The 18,478-nt window shown below is 43.9% G+C and carries 24 protein-coding genes; 6 read left to right on the top strand and 18 right to left on the bottom strand.

The genetic code is table 11. From position 1 onward, the window contains the following. Nucleotides 1-38: 38 nt before the first annotated feature. The 3 genes from SFC25_RS14550 to SFC25_RS14540 all read right to left on the bottom strand — a co-directional run bounded on the left by SFC25_RS14550 (nucleotide 39) and on the right by SFC25_RS14540 (nucleotide 1,941). A complete protein-coding gene (locus SFC25_RS14550) occupies nucleotides 39-278 on the bottom strand; it encodes an IDEAL domain-containing protein (protein WP_411215979.1) in 240 nt (79 codons plus the stop codon). A gap of 82 nt (nucleotides 279-360) precedes the next feature. Continuing rightward, on the bottom strand, nucleotides 361-1,629 hold the full coding sequence (locus SFC25_RS14545; RefSeq protein ID WP_411215978.1) for an MFS transporter: 1,269 nt from the start codon (nucleotides 1,627-1,629) through the stop codon (nucleotides 361-363). 90 nt (nucleotides 1,630-1,719) lie between these two features. Further along, entirely contained in the window at nucleotides 1,720-1,941 is a 222-nt protein-coding gene (locus SFC25_RS14540; RefSeq protein ID WP_411215977.1) for a hypothetical protein, read from the bottom strand. Nucleotides 1,942-2,059: 118 nt separating this feature from the next. On the opposite strand from SFC25_RS14540, the gene SFC25_RS14535 reads away from it, so the two are divergent. After that, nucleotides 2,060-2,920, top strand: a complete 861-nt coding sequence (locus SFC25_RS14535) for a cation diffusion facilitator family transporter (RefSeq protein ID WP_411215976.1) — start codon at nucleotides 2,060-2,062, stop codon at nucleotides 2,918-2,920. 36 nt (nucleotides 2,921-2,956) lie between these two features. On the opposite strand, the gene map is transcribed toward SFC25_RS14535, so the two are convergent. Together map and psiE are read right to left on the bottom strand one after the other, a co-directional pair. After that, entirely contained in the window at nucleotides 2,957-3,712 is a 756-nt protein-coding gene (gene map / locus SFC25_RS14530) for a type I methionyl aminopeptidase (RefSeq protein ID WP_411215975.1), read from the bottom strand. A 98-nt stretch (nucleotides 3,713-3,810) separates the two neighbouring features. Further along, the gene (gene psiE, locus SFC25_RS14525; protein WP_411215974.1) at nucleotides 3,811-4,233 is read right to left on the bottom strand and encodes a phosphate-starvation-inducible protein PsiE; all 423 of its coding nucleotides are present in this window, start codon (nucleotides 4,231-4,233) and stop codon (nucleotides 3,811-3,813) included. A 145-nt stretch (nucleotides 4,234-4,378) separates the two neighbouring features. On the opposite strand from psiE, the gene SFC25_RS14520 reads away from it, so the two are divergent. Together SFC25_RS14520 and SFC25_RS14515 are read left to right on the top strand one after the other, a co-directional pair. Beyond that, nucleotides 4,379-5,101, top strand: coding sequence for an ABC transporter ATP-binding protein (locus tag SFC25_RS14520; RefSeq protein ID WP_411215973.1), 723 nt, complete (start codon nucleotides 4,379-4,381; stop codon nucleotides 5,099-5,101). Next, on the top strand, nucleotides 5,094-6,728 hold the full coding sequence (locus SFC25_RS14515; protein WP_411215972.1) for a putative ABC transporter permease subunit: 1,635 nt from the start codon (nucleotides 5,094-5,096) through the stop codon (nucleotides 6,726-6,728). The genes SFC25_RS14520 and SFC25_RS14515 overlap by 8 nt, the downstream gene beginning before the upstream one ends. A gap of 45 nt (nucleotides 6,729-6,773) precedes the next feature. Here the strand turns inward: SFC25_RS14515 and SFC25_RS14510 are convergent, their stop codons facing one another. From SFC25_RS14510 to SFC25_RS14495, 4 genes are all read right to left on the bottom strand, one after another. Then, nucleotides 6,774-6,896, bottom strand: a complete 123-nt coding sequence (locus SFC25_RS14510) for a YjcZ family sporulation protein (RefSeq protein WP_411215971.1) — start codon at nucleotides 6,894-6,896, stop codon at nucleotides 6,774-6,776. A 78-nt stretch (nucleotides 6,897-6,974) separates the two neighbouring features. Beyond that, the gene (locus tag SFC25_RS14505) at nucleotides 6,975-7,730 is read right to left on the bottom strand and encodes a (S)-benzoin forming benzil reductase (protein WP_411215970.1); all 756 of its coding nucleotides are present in this window, start codon (nucleotides 7,728-7,730) and stop codon (nucleotides 6,975-6,977) included. Beyond that, nucleotides 7,727-8,254: a mismatch-specific DNA-glycosylase gene (locus tag SFC25_RS14500; protein ID WP_411215969.1), complete on the bottom strand. Its 528-nt coding sequence runs from the start codon at nucleotides 8,252-8,254 to the stop codon at nucleotides 7,727-7,729. Before SFC25_RS14500 ends, SFC25_RS14505 begins: the two co-directional genes overlap by 4 nt. Nucleotides 8,255-8,333: 79 nt before the next feature. Further along, on the bottom strand, nucleotides 8,334-9,086 hold the full coding sequence (locus SFC25_RS14495) for a C39 family peptidase (RefSeq protein WP_411215968.1): 753 nt from the start codon (nucleotides 9,084-9,086) through the stop codon (nucleotides 8,334-8,336). 136 nt (nucleotides 9,087-9,222) lie between these two features. Between SFC25_RS14495 and SFC25_RS14490 the strand changes: the two genes are divergently transcribed. Next, nucleotides 9,223-9,357: a small, acid-soluble spore protein L gene (locus SFC25_RS14490; RefSeq protein WP_141234158.1), complete on the top strand. Its 135-nt coding sequence runs from the start codon at nucleotides 9,223-9,225 to the stop codon at nucleotides 9,355-9,357. Nucleotides 9,358-9,390: 33 nt separating this feature from the next. On the opposite strand, the gene SFC25_RS14485 is transcribed toward SFC25_RS14490, so the two are convergent. The 4 genes from SFC25_RS14485 to SFC25_RS14470 all read right to left on the bottom strand — a co-directional run bounded on the left by SFC25_RS14485 (nucleotide 9,391) and on the right by SFC25_RS14470 (nucleotide 11,611). Next, nucleotides 9,391-10,050, bottom strand: coding sequence for a class I SAM-dependent methyltransferase (locus SFC25_RS14485; protein WP_411215967.1), 660 nt, complete (start codon nucleotides 10,048-10,050; stop codon nucleotides 9,391-9,393). 155 nt (nucleotides 10,051-10,205) lie between these two features. After that, nucleotides 10,206-10,727 (bottom strand): GNAT family N-acetyltransferase, encoded by a 522-nt coding sequence (locus SFC25_RS14480; protein WP_411215966.1) that lies wholly within the window; start codon nucleotides 10,725-10,727, stop codon nucleotides 10,206-10,208. Further along, nucleotides 10,720-11,319, bottom strand: a complete 600-nt coding sequence (locus SFC25_RS14475; protein ID WP_411215965.1) for a nucleotidyltransferase family protein — start codon at nucleotides 11,317-11,319, stop codon at nucleotides 10,720-10,722. Before SFC25_RS14475 ends, SFC25_RS14480 begins: the two co-directional genes overlap by 8 nt. After that, on the bottom strand, nucleotides 11,306-11,611 hold the full coding sequence (locus tag SFC25_RS14470) for an MGMT family protein (protein ID WP_411215964.1): 306 nt from the start codon (nucleotides 11,609-11,611) through the stop codon (nucleotides 11,306-11,308). Before SFC25_RS14470 ends, SFC25_RS14475 begins: the two co-directional genes overlap by 14 nt. 168 nt (nucleotides 11,612-11,779) lie before the next feature. Here SFC25_RS14470 and SFC25_RS14465 point away from each other — a divergent pair, with 168 nt between their 5' ends. Then, entirely contained in the window at nucleotides 11,780-12,145 is a 366-nt protein-coding gene (locus tag SFC25_RS14465; protein WP_411215963.1) for a thiol-disulfide oxidoreductase DCC family protein, read from the top strand. A 28-nt stretch (nucleotides 12,146-12,173) separates the two neighbouring features. Here SFC25_RS14465 and SFC25_RS14460 read toward each other — a convergent pair whose 3' ends face one another. After that, nucleotides 12,174-13,583, bottom strand: a complete 1,410-nt coding sequence (locus SFC25_RS14460; protein ID WP_411215962.1) for a SpoVR family protein — start codon at nucleotides 13,581-13,583, stop codon at nucleotides 12,174-12,176. Between the two features lie 83 nt (nucleotides 13,584-13,666). Continuing rightward, nucleotides 13,667-15,034 carry a dipeptidase gene (locus SFC25_RS14455; protein ID WP_411215961.1) on the bottom strand — a complete coding sequence of 456 codons (1,368 nt, stop codon included), beginning with the start codon at nucleotides 15,032-15,034 and terminating at the stop codon, nucleotides 13,667-13,669. 115 nt (nucleotides 15,035-15,149) lie between these two features. On the opposite strand from SFC25_RS14455, the gene SFC25_RS14450 reads away from it, so the two are divergent. Continuing rightward, nucleotides 15,150-15,920, top strand: coding sequence for a type 1 glutamine amidotransferase domain-containing protein (locus tag SFC25_RS14450; RefSeq protein ID WP_411215960.1), 771 nt, complete (start codon nucleotides 15,150-15,152; stop codon nucleotides 15,918-15,920). A 17-nt stretch (nucleotides 15,921-15,937) separates the two neighbouring features. Here the strand turns inward: SFC25_RS14450 and SFC25_RS14445 are convergent, their stop codons facing one another. Genes SFC25_RS14445 through SFC25_RS14435 form a run of 3 tightly spaced genes read right to left on the bottom strand, consistent with a single transcriptional unit; the run spans nucleotide 15,938 to nucleotide 18,471 of the window. After that, complete coding sequence (locus SFC25_RS14445; RefSeq protein ID WP_411215959.1) at nucleotides 15,938-17,074, bottom strand: bifunctional cystathionine gamma-lyase/homocysteine desulfhydrase; 1,137 nt, start codon at nucleotides 17,072-17,074, stop codon at nucleotides 15,938-15,940. Beyond that, nucleotides 17,071-17,997 (bottom strand): PLP-dependent cysteine synthase family protein, encoded by a 927-nt coding sequence (locus SFC25_RS14440; protein ID WP_411215958.1) that lies wholly within the window; start codon nucleotides 17,995-17,997, stop codon nucleotides 17,071-17,073. Before SFC25_RS14440 ends, SFC25_RS14445 begins: the two co-directional genes overlap by 4 nt. A 9-nt stretch (nucleotides 17,998-18,006) precedes the next feature. Continuing rightward, nucleotides 18,007-18,471, bottom strand: a complete 465-nt coding sequence (locus SFC25_RS14435) for an S-ribosylhomocysteine lyase (RefSeq protein WP_411215957.1) — start codon at nucleotides 18,469-18,471, stop codon at nucleotides 18,007-18,009. Nucleotides 18,472-18,478: the final 7 nt, after the last annotated feature.

Genomic DNA, 18,478 nt, shown 5'->3' with positions numbered 1-18,478 from the left:
TTGTCCAATGACGAAACAGGTCCTGTAAAATTATTATGTTATTCGAACGTATAGGGGCGGTAAGCTGCACTTAACTCTTTGAATCGTTCCGTGTCTCTTTGGTCTATACACTCATTGATTTGTGCTTCCAGTCTACTCTTGTTCCAGGTAAAATAAAATTCATCCAGCATAAGTCTTGTGGCCAGCTTCACTTCAAACGAAATTTCCCGTTTAGCAGTAACATAAGCACGCTTCCTCTTCGTTCTTTGCAGACGATAGACAACTTTATGCTTTTTCATGGAACGATTCCCCCTGGTTCCTTTTTTCCATTATGCTGGATTCACATTAATTTTGCAACAATTTTCTGATTTGTTCGTTAAATTAATGTAAATGCGGAACAGGGTGATGTTTTTGTTCATTCGGATCAGGCGGTTTGACAAATTTCAATGTCAGTAATGCTGCAACAAAAGCTGCTCCAGCAAATGTAACGATCAACCAAATAAAATCCACTTTCAACAAAATGGCTACAGCAGGCGGACCAGCGGCAACACCGACATATCGCATGGCACTTAATAATGACGTGATTGTTCCGCGGACATCCTTTTCCATATTACTTGTAACCAAAGAATCCAAACAAGGCAGTCCGGCTCCAATTCCTACACCAGCAACAAGGAAAACCGCCATCATGAAGAAAACGCCCTTCGAGAAATAGAGAGCGATTGTTACGACACCTGCAACGACCACTCCTGTGAAAATAATCCATTTCATCAGCTTTCCGTTATTTTTAATCCATTTACCTGTCAGATAGGATGCCAGGCACAACGCAGCCAGTGGTATTGCCAAAACTGCACCCTTCAGTATACCGTGCATGCCATATTCCTCTTCCAGTACTGTACTCAAGTAGAACAAAATGCCGAAGAGAATAAACATAAGAATGGCACCAATCAAGAAAGTAGCTGTCAGCCAGCCTCCATGTTCATGGAATGTCGCTTTCGTGTTTTTCATAAATGTCTTGAAATCATTGCCTTTTTTATCATCTTTCGGCTTTTTGATAAGAAAGAGGATCAATAAGAAGGATATAGCACAAAAAACGGGGATTGCATAAAAAGGCAGATACCAGATAAACCCTGCCAACAGCGCTCCGAGTACAGGACTCAATACTTTTCCGAAAGTATTGGCTGTTTCCACAATACCTAATGTGGCACTGACATCTTCTTCTTTTTCAAACATATCCCCGACAAGCGGTAGTACAACTGGTGCTGCACCAGCAACACCTATTCCCTGGAGAATCCTTCCTATCAAAATCCAGATATACGGATTATCACTGCCAACGGCAAATATACCGGCTATAAGTCCGCCAGCTCCAGCAATAACCAGTGAAGGCAGAATGACCGCTTTCCGTCCGAATCGGTCAGATAAGAAGCCTGCGATAGGTATGAATATGATGGCTACAATGGAATAGAATGTGATGATGAAACTTGATTGCAGCTTGGTTATGTCCAATTCCTCTTCCATCAAAGGCAACACCGGCAGCAGCATGCTGTTCCCAAGTGTCATGATCAAAGGGATAGATGCCAATGCTACAATTGCCCAGCGCATATCCTTTGGTGATTTACCTAATTTACTTGTTGAAGCATTCTTTTCACCCATATGTCGTCTCCTGCCTTTCACAAACTACTTTCATTTTCTGCAAGACAGGAGTTTTTTATCCAATAAAAAAAATCCCAGATAAATCTGGGATTAATTTGCCTGCATCAGGGCTTGATGATCTGCATAAGTCCAGTAACAATTACGCCAGCCTTGTTCACGGGCCAGCTTCTCGAAGTTTTCTGCATCGCTTCCGTAAAAGCGGATGATCGCTCGCTCCGGCGTCTCTGCTTCAGGGCCGATCACGATATCCAGTTCCTTGTAAAACCGTACCCCTTCCAAGCTGCCTTCAATAATGATCTTTTCCTGACTCATTTTTTTCAACCCCTTCGTATAATGATCTCGCAGAAGAATATAATGTATTATCTTGTACCCATTCTGGACAGGCATTAACCGTTCCTGCTTCAGAATCAGATCGGAGGAAATTTTACATATGGGCCAGTATGATAATCTGAAAGCTGGTGAGAGAGGAGCTTTGCTCAGCATCGCAGCGTATTTGCTGCTATCCTTCATCAAATTGCTTGTCGCCTATATCGGGGATTCAGATGCCTTGCTTGCCGATGGGCTGAACAATACAACAGATGTCGTAGCTTCCGTCGCCGTACTAGTCGGTCTGCGCATTTCCCGCAAACCGCCTGACTCCGACCACAGATACGGGCATTTCCGGGCGGAAACAATTGCTTCTCTCGTTGCAGCCTTTATCATGATCTCTGTTGGTCTCCATGTTCTATTTGATACATTTGAGCGTTTAATGGAACCTGATTATGTTCAGCCAGATATGCTCACAGGCTGGACCGCTTTGGGCGCAGCCATTGTCATGATGCTCGTATACCGTTACAATTCCGCCTTGGCCAAGCGAATCAAAAGCCCGGCCCTTATGGCAGCCGCGCAGGATAACAGATCTGATGGCTTGGTCAGTATAGGTGCTTTTGTGGGGATCTTCGGTGCCCAATTCGGCTATTATTGGCTTGATCCGCTGGCTGGGTTCATCGTCGGGATACTGATTTGCAAGACAGCATGGGATATTTTCTATGATGCTACTTATTCCCTTACGGATGGATATGATGTGGACAGGTTGTCAAAAATCCGTCACAGTATCCTCGAGGATAAAGATGTTTTGGAGGTAGTCGAAATCAAGGCGAGGCTGCACGGAAATCAATCTCTCGTAGATGTCATCATCCGGGTCGATGCCTCCCTCAATGTGAAAGAAAGCCATGCCATTACAGAAAGATTGGAAAGAATACTCATCAGGAAGCATGACATCTTTCATACTTTCATCCATATCGAGCCATGAAAAAAGCCTATACCAACTAGTGGTATAGGCTCCTCTTTATTCTTCATCCTGATTTGTCAGGATGACTGGACCATCTTTTGTGATGACGATCGTATGTTCATATTGAGCGGACAAAGAACCGTCAACTGTACGAGCAGTCCAGTTGTTATCGTCCATCTGGCTGCCCCATTCGCCGATATTGAGCATCGGTTCGATTGTGATGACCATACCTTCTTTCAGGCGTGGTCCTTTGTTTGGCAAACCAAAGTGCGGAATATGCGGATCTTCATGGATGGTAGGTCCAATTCCATGTCCTGTGAAATCACGCACGACTGAAAAGCCTTCTGCTTCTGCGTATTGCTGGATTGCATGGCCGATGTCACCGATCCTCGCACCAGGCTGAGCTTTTTCAATTCCTTTGTATAAGGATTCTTTAGTTACGTCAAGCAAGCGCTGTGCCGCTTCACTGATCTCACCGACCCCATAGGTCCATGCAGAGTCTGCTAGACCGCCATTTAAGTTTACAACCATATCGATTGTTACGATATCACCATTTTTCAATGGTTCATTTCTTGGGAATCCGTGACAGATTTCATCATTGATAGAAGCACAAGTTGCATATGCATAGCCATTGTAGCCCTTCTGTTCAGCTGTTGCGCCATGCTTAGCCAAATAGCCTTCTACGAATGAATCAATTTCCATTGTTGTGACCCCTGGCTTGATCATGTTACGAATTTCTTTATGGATATCGGCAAGCAGCTGACCTGCTGCCCGCATCATTTCTATCTCACGCGCACTTTTGCGATTAATCATTTGTTTCTCTTCCTTTCTGACGACAAAGCTTACTTTTCCACTATAGAGTGTATCATACTATGCCAAATCGTTTAAATTGTTGCGCTGATTATTTTTATTCATTCCAACGGTTCATTGTCCTTCATATTGGAATGGTTGGCAATCAGCAGCGCAAATACAAGCAAGACTATCGCTAACGCATAAAGAAGGATTGTGAGGGGGTTTTCATGGTCAATGATAATGAGCCGAATGATTGCAGTAATTCCTATGTAAATAAAATAGCGAAGCGGAAAATGGTAGTCATGCGTAAAGTACTTGATTATTAAACTGATGAATTCAAAATAAAGAAAATAAACGATGATTCCTTCTGCTAAGTAAAAGTAGCTTACTTCTTCATTACGGATTAGCAGCACATCAAAGATAAATACTGTTTTCTTCAATAAGAAAACGACTAGGATCATCGCAAGGATGGTCAAGGTAACATTTAATACTGATTGAAGAAATACAGCTATGAATGCCGTTTTCTTTTGCAGTTCCCGCATTCTTCCCCCTCCTATGCTTGTCTTAAATATACTGACATAAGTGAAGATATATGCGATACAGATATAGACTTTTTTAATATAAGATGCCCTTGAATAATTGGAAAGGAAAGGCCAGAATGGAAGTAATAGACAAGGAGGTCATGCAGTGATACAAATCGATCATGTACATAAGCAGTATGGAAATAAGAAGGCTGTCAGCGATGTCAGTCTGACAGTCCCTAGCGGAAAGATATTCGGGTTCCTGGGACCAAATGGCGCTGGAAAATCAACCACGATTAAAATGGTGACTGGTATTCTGCCAGTTGATTCAGGGACTATCTCCGTTAATGGGAAGGACATCACTACGGACACAATCGCTGCGAAAAAGGAATTCGGCTATGTTCCGGACAGTCCAGATTTATTCCTGCGTCTGAAGGGCTTGGATTATCTTCATTTCCTCAGTGATATTTATGGAATTGCCGCTGATGTGAGGGAAGCAAGGATTGAGGAGTACAGCAAGATGTTCAGCATTTATGAAGCTTTAGGAGATCAGATTAAAACGTATTCGCATGGCATGCGTCAAAAGCTTTTTATAACTGGCATGCTCGTGCAGCAGCCCTCTGTTTGGATTCTGGACGAGCCAATGACCGGTTTGGATCCAAAATCTTCTTATCAACTGAAGGAACTGATGCGAAGTCACGCAGCGAACGGCAACACTGTCTTTTTCTCCTCTCATGTATTGGAGGTCGTGGAACAGCTTTGTGATGAAGTGGCCATTATACGGAAGGGTGAGCTGCTCTTCCAAGGTACCTTAACGGAAATGCGGAAGAGATTCCAATCAGATGAAAGCTTGGAGCATATCTTCCTGGAGCTGACTCAGGATGCGTAAGCCGATACAATCCCTCATCCGAATCCAGCTGAAGATGCAATATGCAAATGTATTCCGGAAACCGAGTGTAATTATCGGATTGGTATTCGGGGTAATTGGACTACTCTTTATTGGTATGATGTTCGGCGGGTATATGCTGCAGATCATTGCTGTTATGTACAGCTTGTTGGAGCCATCCGGCAATACAGACGCGATTCTGGGTTCCATATTTTTAATGAATTTCTTCCTTATTTTCATCTTATCAATCATGTTAATCATGAACACGTTCTACTTTACGGAGGATATTACATCATTCCTTCATCTGCCAGTCCACTCTTATCAGCTGCTTATCGCCAAGTCGCTGAATCCGCTACTGTATGTTTATTTGCTTACAGCAGCCATGTATTTACCGGTCAGCATTTTTTATGGGATTTTAAGCGATGCTGGTTTCATGTATTTTGTCTGCGTCCTGCTCCTCTTCTTCCTAATTCCAACGATACCTTATGCGTTGGCGGCTGCTGTGGTCATGTTTGCCATGCAGTTTGTCAATAAGGGTAAGAACAAGGATAGAAGTAAAGTCATCGGCGGTATCATCGGATTTGCTTTACTCATCTTACTGAATGTCGTCTTACGTCTACAGCAGGATCCCGAGCAAATCGCAAAAGTGATAGCCAACAATGCAGAAGAAGGCGGTCTCCTGCAGATCGCAACAATGTACTACCCGCCTGCTTCGCTGATGTCACATACACTTACTACTGCGGGGTCATGGCTAAGCCTGCTTTACTTTGTCCTTGTACTGCTGCTTGCAATCGCTGCGGGGCTTCTCTTCTTTGCAGCTGCGCAGAAATTCTATCTGAAAGGCGCATTAGGTATTAATACTGGTTCAGGCAAAGTATTCAGCGGCAAAGGTCTAGCTCGCAAACCAAAGTCAATAATCAGAGCATATTGCTCAAAAGAAATACAGACCATTTTCCGGACGCCGACATTCTTTCTGCAATGTGTCGCTGGAGCTTTTGTCATGCCTGCACTACTGGTTGTGATTTTCTTCATGGGGGATTTTGCTTCTGCTACAACCATGATGGAAGGATTAAGCGGCAGCATGTTATTTGTGGTCATCCTTTTCGCGAATGTCTTTTCAATCGGGCTGAATCCGATCAGCATCATCAGCTTCTCAAAAGATGGGCACAGCTGGGAAGCACATCTGTTCCTGCCATTAACCATGAGACAGATTGTCTTTGCCAAACTGCAAGCTGCGTTCCTTATCAATTTACTGCCGCTCACTGTTTTATTTGTGATCGCTGTACCCGTGATACAGATGAATGTATGGGAAGCATTGATATGGGTGGTTATAGCTTTGTTGGTTAATGCCGCAGTTACTGTCGTCGGAATGGTCTGCGACTTACTTTATCCGAAACTCGGCTGGACAGAAGAGACCGAGCTATTCCAAAACAGGCTTGCAACTTTAATGTCCATAGTAATATCGGCGGGGGCATTCGTTTTTCTGTTTGCTATGCTGCTTATCCTGGAGATGTCGATGCCTGTTTCGTTTATTGTCACAGTGTTGTACATCAGTACAGTTATTTTCCTTCTATTCTATATCGTCAGCAGGCTGCTGAAGACTGCAGACCGAACGACTCTCTCCAGATAAAAAGAAGCTTTGCACAATATTGTGCAAAGCTTCTTTATTTATGAATTAATAGCCGTAGCCGTATCCGTAATCGTGGCCACCTACATAGGATGAACCGACAATAATCAAAAGGATGAATAGTACAACCAAAAACGCGAAGCCGAAGCCTCCCTCATTCCCTTTAGACATTTTACTTCCTCCTTCTCTTACAGGATACTGCATTGTATGTGCAGAACCCATAAAGGAGAGGGCATATACCTAGGCCATTTAAACATAATCCTTTACTGCATAACGTTTTCCGTTTTCGATTTTACTTCCAGTAAGAATATCTGCTAGTACACCTGCGACAAACATCGGATCCCTAAGCGACTTGTTTGTTACGTAATCCTTGAACTTTTGTACTTCTTGGAATTGTTCCGGTTCGCTCGAACGAATATCCGCCTGCATATCCGTATCCATGATGCCGGGATTGTAAGCAATGGCGATATTACCAGTATCAGCTTCTGCTTCTTCGAGTGCTACTGTCTCCGTATACCTGTTCAGACCTGCTTTTGATGTGCTATAAGCACTCCAGCCATGCACCGAACGTTCCGCTGCACCGGATGTCACATTCACGATAACAAGCGGGATGTTATATGCTTTAGCATATTTGAGAAAAATGGAGCACGCCAGCATCGGTGCAGTTAGATTGATGGCCATATGCGCTTCCCATTCAGAAAGACTGTAAGCATCAGCAGTTGCAATAGGTCCAACCACACCGGCATTGTTGATCAAGTAGACTGTATCATTAGCTTTTGTAAAAATGTCTTTTGCTAATTCCTCAAAAACATTTGCACAAGCCGCTGTATCCTGCAAGTCACCATAACGGTATGTATAGCTGGCATTATCCTTTCCTTCATAAGAAGGCAGATTGTCGCTATTTTTTCTTGCGACTCCGAACACTTGCATTCCTTTATTCATCAATTGCTTGGCGATGGCTTCCCCCAGCCCGCGGGAAGCTCCTGTCACTACTGCTGTTTTCATTTTTTCTCCTCCAATTCTTGTAATATAGCTGGAATCCCTGCATAAATACCGACGATTTCCTTCATCGACATTCGCACTAATCCACTTGAAGACGGCGCAACAAATTCTATTACATCGTGCGTCACCGAAGACTCCTGAATGCCCCAGCCAGTCTGTTTCACCTTACTGTATTGCTGATAAACACCTTTACCGACAAAACAAGCCACTTGCGGACGATAAAAGGCAAGTTTCTCACGGAGCACCTGTGCCCCTACTATGTATTCTTCCTTGGTTATATCCGCTGCAGCCTTGGTCGGCCTTGCTACTATATTCGTAAAACCTATCCCCTTAGCCAGCAGATCCTGATCTTCAAAAGGTTCACATTTCCGTTCTGTAATACCTGCTTGATATAGGATATTCCAGAAGCGGTTATTTCGATTTGCGTAGTGATGACCAGTTTCGCTTGAGCGTACACTCGGATTAAAACCGATGAACAAAAGCCGCAGTCCTTTTTTGATATGATCCGGTATTGGTTCAAGATTCATTGGAGCACCTCCGATCTTCTTACATTGTAGCTTGCAGATTCCGATGACGCAAAAAAAGCACAGCTTTGCTGTGCTTTTATCAGTTTTCTATATAAATTGCCTGGCTGCCAAGCTGCTCCCAAGCTTTCTCGAAATTCTCGCGGTCCACTTCCTGGTCTTTTTGGCCATATGGGTTATTGATGAATACAGTGTCTTCTGTATAACCCGTGACTGCCACGCTGTGAACGCTGTACGTTACATCAACTTCTCCATTTGGTGTGTCCCATGTTTGTATGTCATTAACCGGGGCAAGACTTGCAGTTGTAATGATCCAAACCGGATTGCCATTATCCAAAGGCTGATAAATAGCATCTTCTACTGTTTTCCCAGTCATATCGACTGCTTTATCACCTGCTACTTGTTTCGCGACATCCATGACAGGACCATGATATACGCCAAGTCCTGGTCCATTGGGCATGTCCCCTACGAATCCTTCATTTGGATCGCCATGAAGACCGTTATCATAATTAAGCGGTACATTTGCGATCTGATCTGCCAAGTCATTCTTTGTGACATCATATCCAGCATACTGGAGTATCATCGCCAAGCTCGTTACCTCACAGCCATTATATAATTGTGGTGCATCCAATTGATTGATCAAAGGTACATTCAATGGCCCGTCTTCAACGGCAGACAACTCAGGTGTATCTTTTTTATTCGTAACCTCTGTTTTTCTTGCTGCAGATTCTGATTCTGCCCGCAAATCATCCGACCGATTCTGGTAGGTTAAAACTGCCAAGACAAGCGAAGTAGCAGCGAGGCATACCAAGATTACGACATATATATTTTTCATCCTTTTCTCTCCTGTTGGATAGCTAGTTAGAAATTATGATACTAATTATAGAGTAGCCAAGCTAATGATTACAATATACGCGGTTATTTTAATAAGATTTAGTTCAAATGCCATACTAACAAAGAGGTGATTTCAAATGAGCAGAAAAAAAAGCCAGTATGAGAAAGCGGCTACCAGTGTAAACAGACAAGGACTTTCTGAAGACGCAGCAAATCAGGAACCAAAAAGCCAATTGGAGCAGCGTGCCAAGAAAAAGAATACAAAGATATGAAAAAACACAGCCTCATCTTCAGAGGCTGTGTTTTTATTTTTTCCGTGCTACGACGAACCAAAGCTGGGCATCCTGTTCCGCACCTGCTTTAAAATCCACTCGCTGTTTATGAAGTGTCAATTCGACAACTTGATAGTTATCCTCCAGCAGTGCATACAATTCTTCTTCCTGGAAGAAATGTGCAATCCGGTCATGAACGAGGAAAGTATCCTTTTCCATTTCCAATCCTGCACCATACAGCTTCTCATCTCTTGCTGACAAGCAAGAAAAAATCAGCAATCCATCCTTGCGCAGCAATGACGTGAAATGGTCCAGCAGCTGTTTTCGCTCTTCTTCTGTATACATATGAAGTATACTTGATAGATAAATGCCATCGAATCTTTCTGTCGAAGAAAATGGCAGATTCAAATAATCCCCAACAAAATGATTTACATTTGACAAACCGACTGCCTTTGCATGGCTGCTGGCACGCTCGATTGCCACTTCTGATATGTCACAAGCTGTCACTTCAAATGCATACTCCCCAAAGAAGTTGCTATTCCTTCCATATCCGCATCCTGGTACGAATAACTGCTTCGCTTGATCTGCAGCAAAATATGGATAAGCCATGACAGCTGATGGTGTTGCTTCCGTTCCCCAAATGTCCCCTGCTTCAAAACGACTATTCCAATATGTTTGTAACATCATACTCATAGCGCCATTTCCCCCAGCATAGAGTTATATATACTTTCGGTAAATTATTTTACAAAGAATTTACTAAGCATAGTGTAACATGTTTGGACAAGGTTGAAAGGGTTATTTCTAAAAAAAGATTGTAAAGTAATACTTACTACAATTTGTGCATTTCTTCACTTATTCCACTCTTCACGCAGCAGCCCCATACGAATTGAGTCATAGTACTCTCCATTATAATATCTGCATTTCCTCATGCAGGCTTCCATCTTCATTCCAAGCTTTTCTCCTAATCGCACCATTCGTTTGTTTCCTGACCAAGTCGTATAACCTACCCTTACAATCGGCAGCGTATTAAATAGATGGGTGATCCATTGCCGGAGTGCTTCTGTTCCATATCCTCCATTCCAATAAGCAGGATCAAAGATCGTGATACCCATCTCCAGCCACTTGGAAGGTTCATGTTCCCAGTAATAACCCACAGTTCCAATGACGGTTCCGTCTGTTTCCATCACCCATTGGTCTGGGGAGTTTTCACCAAAGCGAAAGCTTGCCAAAAATTCATCCTTCGGCACGTGAACAAAACCAAAATAAGGTGCGTCCCATTTCTTCCACTCTGGCTCCTTTTCTCCATATTTCAGTTCCCAAAGAACCGGACCATCTTCTTTTCTCACCGGTCTGATATTCACATTAATCATCTTGCAATTCCTCCATTCGAACCTGCGGCCAAAGCAGATGCCAGTTTTTCTGTTTTACTCTTTTAAGATAGATAGAGTGATTGCTTGTACCTCTTTTGTATAGTGGAGACGGTGCAACTCGGCAAGCAAGTAAATCATCCACTCCATATGGTGCAATCAAATGTAATCCATCCCCATTCATCCTCACGCCAATGCTAGTAGCCGTCTCTGTGTAGCAAGCTATTGCATGTTCTGTATTTCTAAAGGCAGGCATGTTATTCACTTCATGCATTCTTGCCTGGTTTTTCACTGACCATGGTACATCTGGTATCATTTGCAGTAGCATACTTTCATATTTCTTCTCTATCACTTTACTTGTATCGAAAGCATCAAAATACACAACATCTACATCAGGAAGAGGAGTACGCCTCGTATACCCATGTTGGATATCCCAAACCTTAGACCTGACAAAACCGGCACTTATACAGAAATCCGGCAGCTGTAATCTGGCTGCTGCGCCAAGTACCTCCATCATCCACTTGTCTTGTCTGATTGCTTCCAGTACATCTTTTTCTGTTTTAAGCATTTTGGCGTGTATCTTATTCAGGCTCATAGCGATACACCTCCAAATCGACTCGGCCATTCAAGATTTCCAGTCCTTCTTCATACAATCTCTCCAGCTGTTCATTCCGTGTCTCTTCATCTTGTATCTTCAATTTTCCATCGGCACTGATGACACGATGCCACGGAAGATCATGTTTTCGGCTCATACTATGTAATATCCGTGATACCTGCCTGGCTCCACGCGCTTTCCCTGCTGCAGCGCCGATTTGCCCATACGTCATCACTTTTCCTTTTGGTATCGATTTGATGATACCAATCACTTTTTCGGTGAAGGGATCCATCTCATGCCCTCCTTTTTTAGAACTATCTGTCAATTAGTATAGCAAACTTCCAGCTGCTGTGAAATTGACTTAAAAATATGATAGACTCTATCTAAATAGTCTAGTAGGTCAACTTCTGTTTAACATCATGCTGGACGGGCTATGTAGTAAACGAGAGGAGAATGTGTAATGAAGCATATTGTATTTTTTGACGCAAGCTGCCCACTTTGTTCAACTGCAAAGCAAGTCATCCAAAAATTGGATTGGCTCGATAATGTAAAATGGATTCCGGTACAAAATATCGAGAATTATGAGCGTTTCCGTTTCCTTGCCAAGGGTGATGTATATGACCGCATTCATATGATGTCTTTCAAAGGTGATATCTACAAAGGACATGAAACTGTTAAAAAGATTTTGACGCTGCTGCCGGTTACCGCAGTGTTAGGATGGCTTTTGTATCTCCCATTCCTTGATCCTTACTTGGAATCCCTGTATAAATGGGTGTCTGATAACCGCCACGACTGGTTCGGTACAAAACAACTGAAAGCAATTTAAAAAAGAAGGGGCTGCTGCCCCTTCTTTTTTACAAATATTTCTTCAATACTCGTTTTCCTTCATAGCTGAATAACACATGTTTTCCTTCAATATACGTCTCCATGTGGACGAATCTTCCCCATAGCTGATAAAAATATGGAAGTGTCCGTTCTAGATATGTTAAATCCAATTCGACACCTTCATAATGATGCTTCAGGTACAGTTCACCATTAGACATATAATCGCCGTCAGTTACAGTCAAATAAGGAAAACCTCCATTTACCCGCATCGTAATTAACTGATCACGTACTGCTTCCCAGTCTTTATCGGTGATTTTATATTCATTTCCTTGTTTCTGGAACAAATACATATCTTCTCGGTGCACGAGGTCTTTTGTCAGGTAATTTCGAAGGAACGATATATCCGACTCTATTTCCCGAACCTCGAACATTTTCTCTCTGCCAGAGCCTGGCTTCACACCATACCGTTTCATTTCTTCGGTCGGATTGTCAAACCTCTCTTCGATATCTTCAAAGATCTTGATACCGAGATAATATGGATTGATCTGGGATGGAGAAGGCTGGACGACACCAGCATTGAGCTTTGCATACTCGATTGCTTCATCACTTGTCAGATCCATCTCTCGTAGAATGCGTGCATGCCAGTAGGAGGCCCAGCCTTCATTCATGATCTTTGTTTCAAGCTGCGGCCAGAAATACAGCATCTCCTGCCGCATCATTGTCAGTATATCCCGTTGCCAGTCTTCCAATGTTCGGCTGTATTCCTCTATAAACAGAAGAATATCTTTTTCCGGACGAGGCGGGAATGCTTTTCGTTTTCTTTCTTTTTTATCTTTTGATTTTCCTCGATCAACAAACCAAAGATCATCGTATTCCGTCGCCTTTTCTGGACTTTCATCTGTCTCATCATCATTAATATCCCAGCCCAGCTTCGGACGCAGCAAGGATGGATCGATATGCTCCTGAATTGCCAGTACCGCATCAAGGAAATCCTCGACTTCCTTCTTGCCAAATTCTTTTTCATATGCAGCAATACGTTCCGCCGTAGCTGCCATACTATCGACCATATTCCGGTTTGTATTTTGGAACCTTACATTATTTTTAAAGAAATCACAATGCGCAAGGACATGGGCAACAATCAATTTATTCTGAACCAGACTATTGGAATTCAATAAAAAGGCATAACAAGGATTGCTATTGATAACAAGCTCATAAATCTTACTCAAACCAAGATCATATTGCAGCTTCATCTTATGAAATTGCTTCCCGAAGCTCCAATGCGTAAATCTCGTCGGCATACCATAAGCACCAAATGTATAGATGATATCAGCAGGACAGATTTCATAGCGCATCGGGTAGAAATCCAGGCCAAAGCCCTTTGCGATTTCCGTTATTTCCCCAATAGCCCTTTCCAATGCGTGTGTATCGGATTGCAGCACGGGCCTTCTCCCCTTTGTACGTAATAGTACTCATACATATGCCGGGAAGACAGAAAAAAGACACCCGTCTGGGTGTCTTTTTTTCATTCGCTTACTTTTTGATAATAATAAACCAGCGTCTCCATTCCTTTATCAAAGCTTTCCAGCGGGAAGCTTTCATTCGGGGAGTGCAGTCTGTCCTCAGGTGTTCCGAAGCCAAGCAGAACTACTGGCATCTGGTAAACCGTATCAATCCATTCCACAACAGGAATCGAGCCTCCCATACGTACGAAGACCGTTTCTTTACCGAAGGCCTGTGTCAGGCTCTCCGCTGCTTTTTGAATCAGCGGGTGATTCGGATCGACTTTGTACGCTTTCGCTTTGAAGGGTTCTGGTCTCACTTCAACACGTACGCCAGCAGGTGCATGCTTCTCGATATGTGCCGTAATTTTCTCTACGATATCAACTGGATCTTGTCCAGGAACGAGACGGCTCGTAATCTTAGCAGTTGCCTCAGCCGGGATGATGGTTTTCGTTCCTTCTCCTTGGTAACCGCCGTACATACCGTTGATTTCCAAAGTCGGACGAGCCATTGTATGCTCCTTGGCAGTGTATCCTTTTTCAGAAACTGCTTCCGGTACACCAACAGTCTGGACAAAGTCTTCACCCGGTGCCTGTGCCATCAGTTTGCGTTCTTCCTCAGGCAATTCTTCCACACCATCATAGAAGCCTTCTACTTGTACGACTTCTTCTTCATCCTTCAAGGAACTCAGGATATGAGCCAATGCCTGAAGCGGGTTACGGACGGCCCCTCCATACATACCAGAATGCAAATCACGATCTGGTCCGTATACAGAGAACTCAAGCGCTGCAGCACCTTTCAAGCCGTAAAGCATCGTTGGCTGCCCTGCTTCTACCATCCCGGAATCACTGATGATAGCAAAATCGGCTTGGAACTGCTCGGTTTGCTCATGCAGCACTGCGTGCAAATTCGTACTCCCGATTTCTTCTTCCCCTTCGATACATACTTTCACATTGATCGGCAACGCGCCTTCTGTTTTCATGAAAGCTTCAAATACTGCCAGGTGCATGAATACTTGACCTTTGTCGTCACTTACGCCTCGAGCGTAAATCCGTCCATTGCGTTCTGTCGGCTCAAATGGCTCGCTGTCCCAAAGCGGAAGCGGATCTGCCGGCTGGACATCATAATGTCCGTAGAAAAGTGCAGTCGGTTTATCCGGACCTGCACCAAGCCATTCACCTGTTACGATCGGATGACGCTCTGTTTCTTGGATCGTCACGTTATCGAAACCGATTTCCTTTAAATAATCAGCCGTAAAGCCAGCTGTTTTTGCAACGTCTTCCTTATATGTACTATCTGTGCTGATGCTGGGGATCCGAAGATATGTATAAAGCTTCTCCAGCAATCCCTCCCGATTTTCCTGTAAATAAGCGACAACTTGATTCGTCATAAATGCCACCCTTTCCTTTTCTTACTAGTGTAGCATAAATCGGCTGATTCTTGTTTAGCTTGTACCTGCCGGTGGAACTTAAAAAGAAATACACAGTTACGTCAGGAGGAGAACAATGGGTAATGTATTGATTGTCGCAACGAATCATGACAGCCTGAAACAGACACCCCATACAACAGGACTCTGGTTCAGCGAGCTGACGAATTTTTACGATAAGCTAAAAACACGCCATATCATGACTATCATCAGTCCAAAGGGTGGAAATATTCCGATAGATCATCGCAGTCTTACAGGGTTATTCAAAAGCCACAAGCTGCGTAAATACTACCGGGCTCCAGGATTCAGGAGATTATTGGAGAACAGCCTGTCCCCAAAAGAAGTGAATGCTGCCGATTATGATGCCATTTATTTTACTGGAGGTCACGGTACAATGTGGGACTTCCCTGAAAATAAGGAGCTGCAGCAGCTGACGAGGAATATCTATGAAAATGGAGGCATTGTTGCCGCAGTTTGTCATGGCCCTGCTGCATTGCTGAACGTAAAGCTGTCTGACGGAACCTACTTATTACAAGATAAGACAGTCACAGGTTATTCTGACCGCGAAGAAACAGCTAGCCTGAATAAGCATGAGATTCCTTATAGTTTGGAAGAGCAGCTTAAAATTCGTGCACTTACGTATCACAAAGCGAAAGTACCATTCAAAGGACATGTGGAAGCAGATGACAGACTGATTACCGGTCAAAACCCAGCAAGTGTGAAAGATGTAGCCAAAGCAGTCATCAATCGCATTGAACAAAAGGAATTTGCCGAAAACCCTCGTTCCTTCCGCGCTGTACTGCGAATTCCAGAAGAAGAACAGATTTTAAGAAGAAAGCCAGCCCCGTAAACGGAGCTGGCTTTTTATCAATCTTCCATTGCTTGCTTCAAGTCTTCGATCAAATCTTCGCTATCTTCAATACCAACGCTGATTCGGACTAAACCATCCGTAATTCCTAATTCAGCTCTGCGCTCACTCGGAATGGAAGCATGTGTCATCTTGGCTGGAAGGGAAATAAGACTTTCCACTGCACCAAGACTTTCCGCTAAAACGAAGTATTTTGTCTTGCGCAGTACTTGATCTGCTTTTTCACCGCTGCCGACATCAAAGGAAATCATACCGCCAAAGCCTTCTGCTTGGCTTGCAGCAATATCATGGCCTTTATGCTCAGGCAGCCCTGGATAATAGATTGTGCTGACTCCTGGGTGAGCCTTCAGGAATTCGACAAGCTTGACGCTATTCTTCTCGATAGCTTCCATGCGGATACCAAGTGTCTTGATTCCGCGAAGAAGCAGCCAGCTGTCCTGCGGCCCAAGTACAGCACCAGCAGAGTTCTGGATGAAGTGGAGCTCATCAGCTAGTTTATCGCTGTTTACAACAACAAGCCCTGACACGACATCGCTATGGCCGCCAATATACTTCGTCGCACTATGAAGTACGATATCCGCTCCCAGATCAAGCGGGTTCTGCCAATAAGGTGTCGCGAATGTATTATCGACAATCAGCAGCAAATCATGCTTCTTCGCAATCTCCGCCATTTTCTTGATATCAGTGATCTTCAATAACGGATTGGTCGGTGTTTCAACATAAATTGCTTTTGTTTCTGGTTTGATAGCTTTTTCAACTGCTTCTGGTGAACTTGTATCAACGAATGTATGACCTAACTGGTAGCGACTCAGCACTTTTGTCGCAAGGCGGTAGCTGCCGCCATACACATCGTCCGTCATGACAACATGGCTGCCTGCTTCAAACAGCATCATCACAGAAGTAATAGCCGCCATGCCAGAGCTGAATGCAAAGCCTCTTTTCCCGTTTTCCAATGCAGCAATCGTCTCTTCCAATGCATGCCTCGTAGGATTTCCTGTACGGGAATATTCATAGCCCGTATGTTCACCAGGTCCTGGCTGTTTATACGTACTTACTTGGTATATAGGAACACTGACTGCTCCCGTTTTTTCGTCCGATGTTATACCACCGTGAATCATTTTTGTTTTCCGTCTCATCGTAATCCTCCTTGGTAAATCTGCTGGCTGAGATAGCGCTCACTGCTATCCGGGAAAATGGTCACAATCGTCGTCCCCGGCTTTGCCTGCTCTGCTTCTTTCAGCGCTGCAGTGAAGGCAGATCCAGAGGAACTGCCAACAAGCAGCCCTTCTTTGGAAGCCAATTCTTTTACGTAATAAAATGCATCGTCATCTGTGATCGTATGAATGGCATCAAAATATGCTGTATCCATATAATCTGGTAAAAACTCCATGCCTATGCCCTCTGTACGGTGGGATCCCGGAGCTCCTCCGTTTAGGATGGAACCCTCCGGCTCCACGATGACTGTCTTCACAGCAGGGTTCTGATCCTTCAAATAACGAGCTGTTCCCATGAATGTACCGCCTGTACCGCCGCCGGCAACGAAAATATCAACTTTACCTTCGAGATCACGCCATATTTCCGGTCCGAGCGTTTTATAGTATGTTTCTGGGTTGGCAGGGTTGGCAAATTGCTGCGGGCAGTAGCTGTCAGGAATTTCATCCAGCAGTTCTTTTGCCTTTTGGATGGCACCTGTCATCCCTTCGGATGTGGGTGTGTTGATCACCTTGGCTCCAAGTGCCCGCATGAGCTCTTGTTTTTCCTGACTGAATTTCTCTGGTACACAGAAGATGACGGTCACATTCCGTTTCAAGGCTGCCAGTGCAATACCAATCCCAGTATTCCCTGCAGTCGGTTCAATGATCGTTCCATTTTCCTTCAGTTTTCCTGTCCGGAAAGCCTCATCTATCAAGTTGACACCGAGGCGATCCTTTACACTACCTCCGGGGTTATAAAACTCCAGTTTCGCAAATAAACGAACTCCCTCCGGAAGAGAAAAGTTCGTTATTTGCACAATCGGTGTATTCCCAATCAGTTCGTGTACTGAATTATAAACAGCCATTTTCTCCCTCTATTCAGCGAAAACTTGACGCCATTCATCTTTTTTGGAAAGCATTTCTTTCGCGATCTCCTGTGCACCTTCCAGGCTGTGGTTTGCTGCCCAGCCGCACTGCACTTCGTTGCAAGCAGGCACTTCAGCTGCTTCCAGTACATCTTGCAGCGTTTTCTCCAATGCAACTAGGATGTCATCATAGCTGTCATTGTTCAGAATGGATACATAGAAACCTGTTTGGCAGCCCATCGGACCGATATCAAGGATGTTATCGATGTGATTGCGGATATTCTCGGCCATCAAATGCTCCAAGGAATGCAAGCCTGGCATTTCCATATATTCCTTGTTTGGCTGCTTGAAGCGGATATCATATTTATATACTTTATCGTGTGCTCCCTCTGTCGTACCAACTAATCGTACATACGGTGCAGCAACTTTAGTATGGTCTAGGTTGAAGCTTTCTACATTCATTTTCTTTGTCATGATTGTC

This window comes from Terribacillus saccharophilus (assembly GCF_046592595.1).
GTDB lineage: Bacteria > Bacillota > Bacilli > Bacillales > Amphibacillaceae > Terribacillus > Terribacillus saccharophilus_C.
The sequence above is the reverse complement of the archived record's forward strand: the minus strand, read 5'-3'. Positions and strand labels throughout refer to the sequence as shown.

Excerpts from the sequence above, each read along its gene's own strand:
- SFC25_RS14470 (WP_411215964.1), bottom strand. The coding sequence starts at position 11,611 with ATGGATCCCTTCACCGAAAAAGTGATTGGTATCATCAAATCGATACCA.
- SFC25_RS14505 (WP_411215970.1), bottom strand. The coding sequence starts at position 7,730 with ATGAAAACAGCAGTAGTGACAGGAGCTTCCCGCGGGCTGGGGGAAGCC.
- SFC25_RS14545 (WP_411215978.1), bottom strand. The coding sequence starts at position 1,629 with ATGGGTGAAAAGAATGCTTCAACAAGTAAATTAGGTAAATCACCAAAG.
- SFC25_RS14500 (WP_411215969.1), bottom strand. The coding sequence starts at position 8,254 with ATGAATCTTGAACCAATACCGGATCATATCAAAAAAGGACTGCGGCTT.
- SFC25_RS14455 (WP_411215961.1), bottom strand. The coding sequence starts at position 15,034 with ATGACGAATCAAGTTGTCGCTTATTTACAGGAAAATCGGGAGGGATTG.
- psiE (WP_411215974.1), bottom strand. The coding sequence starts at position 4,233 with ATGCGGGAACTGCAAAAGAAAACGGCATTCATAGCTGTATTTCTTCAA.
- SFC25_RS14550 (WP_411215979.1), bottom strand. The coding sequence starts at position 278 with ATGAAAAAGCATAAAGTTGTCTATCGTCTGCAAAGAACGAAGAGGAAG.
- SFC25_RS14435 (WP_411215957.1), bottom strand. The coding sequence starts at position 18,471 with ATGACAAAGAAAATGAATGTAGAAAGCTTCAACCTAGACCATACTAAA.
- SFC25_RS14485 (WP_411215967.1), bottom strand. The coding sequence starts at position 10,050 with ATGAGTATGATGTTACAAACATATTGGAATAGTCGTTTTGAAGCAGGG.
- map (WP_411215975.1), bottom strand. The coding sequence starts at position 3,712 with ATGATTAATCGCAAAAGTGCGCGTGAGATAGAAATGATGCGGGCAGCA.
- SFC25_RS14465 (WP_411215963.1), top strand. The coding sequence starts at position 11,780 with ATGAAGCATATTGTATTTTTTGACGCAAGCTGCCCACTTTGTTCAACT.
- SFC25_RS14475 (WP_411215965.1), bottom strand. The coding sequence starts at position 11,319 with ATGAGCCTGAATAAGATACACGCCAAAATGCTTAAAACAGAAAAAGAT.
- SFC25_RS14510 (WP_411215971.1), bottom strand. The coding sequence starts at position 6,896 with ATGTCTAAAGGGAATGAGGGAGGCTTCGGCTTCGCGTTTTTGGTTGTA.
- SFC25_RS14495 (WP_411215968.1), bottom strand. The coding sequence starts at position 9,086 with ATGAAAAATATATATGTCGTAATCTTGGTATGCCTCGCTGCTACTTCG.
- SFC25_RS14440 (WP_411215958.1), bottom strand. The coding sequence starts at position 17,997 with ATGGCTGTTTATAATTCAGTACACGAACTGATTGGGAATACACCGATT.
- SFC25_RS14515 (WP_411215972.1), top strand. The coding sequence starts at position 5,094 with ATGCGTAAGCCGATACAATCCCTCATCCGAATCCAGCTGAAGATGCAA.
- SFC25_RS14480 (WP_411215966.1), bottom strand. The coding sequence starts at position 10,727 with ATGATTAATGTGAATATCAGACCGGTGAGAAAAGAAGATGGTCCGGTT.
- SFC25_RS14450 (WP_411215960.1), top strand. The coding sequence starts at position 15,150 with ATGGGTAATGTATTGATTGTCGCAACGAATCATGACAGCCTGAAACAG.
- SFC25_RS14535 (WP_411215976.1), top strand. The coding sequence starts at position 2,060 with ATGGGCCAGTATGATAATCTGAAAGCTGGTGAGAGAGGAGCTTTGCTC.
- SFC25_RS14540 (WP_411215977.1), bottom strand. The coding sequence starts at position 1,941 with ATGAGTCAGGAAAAGATCATTATTGAAGGCAGCTTGGAAGGGGTACGG.
- SFC25_RS14490 (WP_141234158.1), top strand. The coding sequence starts at position 9,223 with ATGAGCAGAAAAAAAAGCCAGTATGAGAAAGCGGCTACCAGTGTAAAC.
- SFC25_RS14445 (WP_411215959.1), bottom strand. The coding sequence starts at position 17,074 with ATGAGACGGAAAACAAAAATGATTCACGGTGGTATAACATCGGACGAA.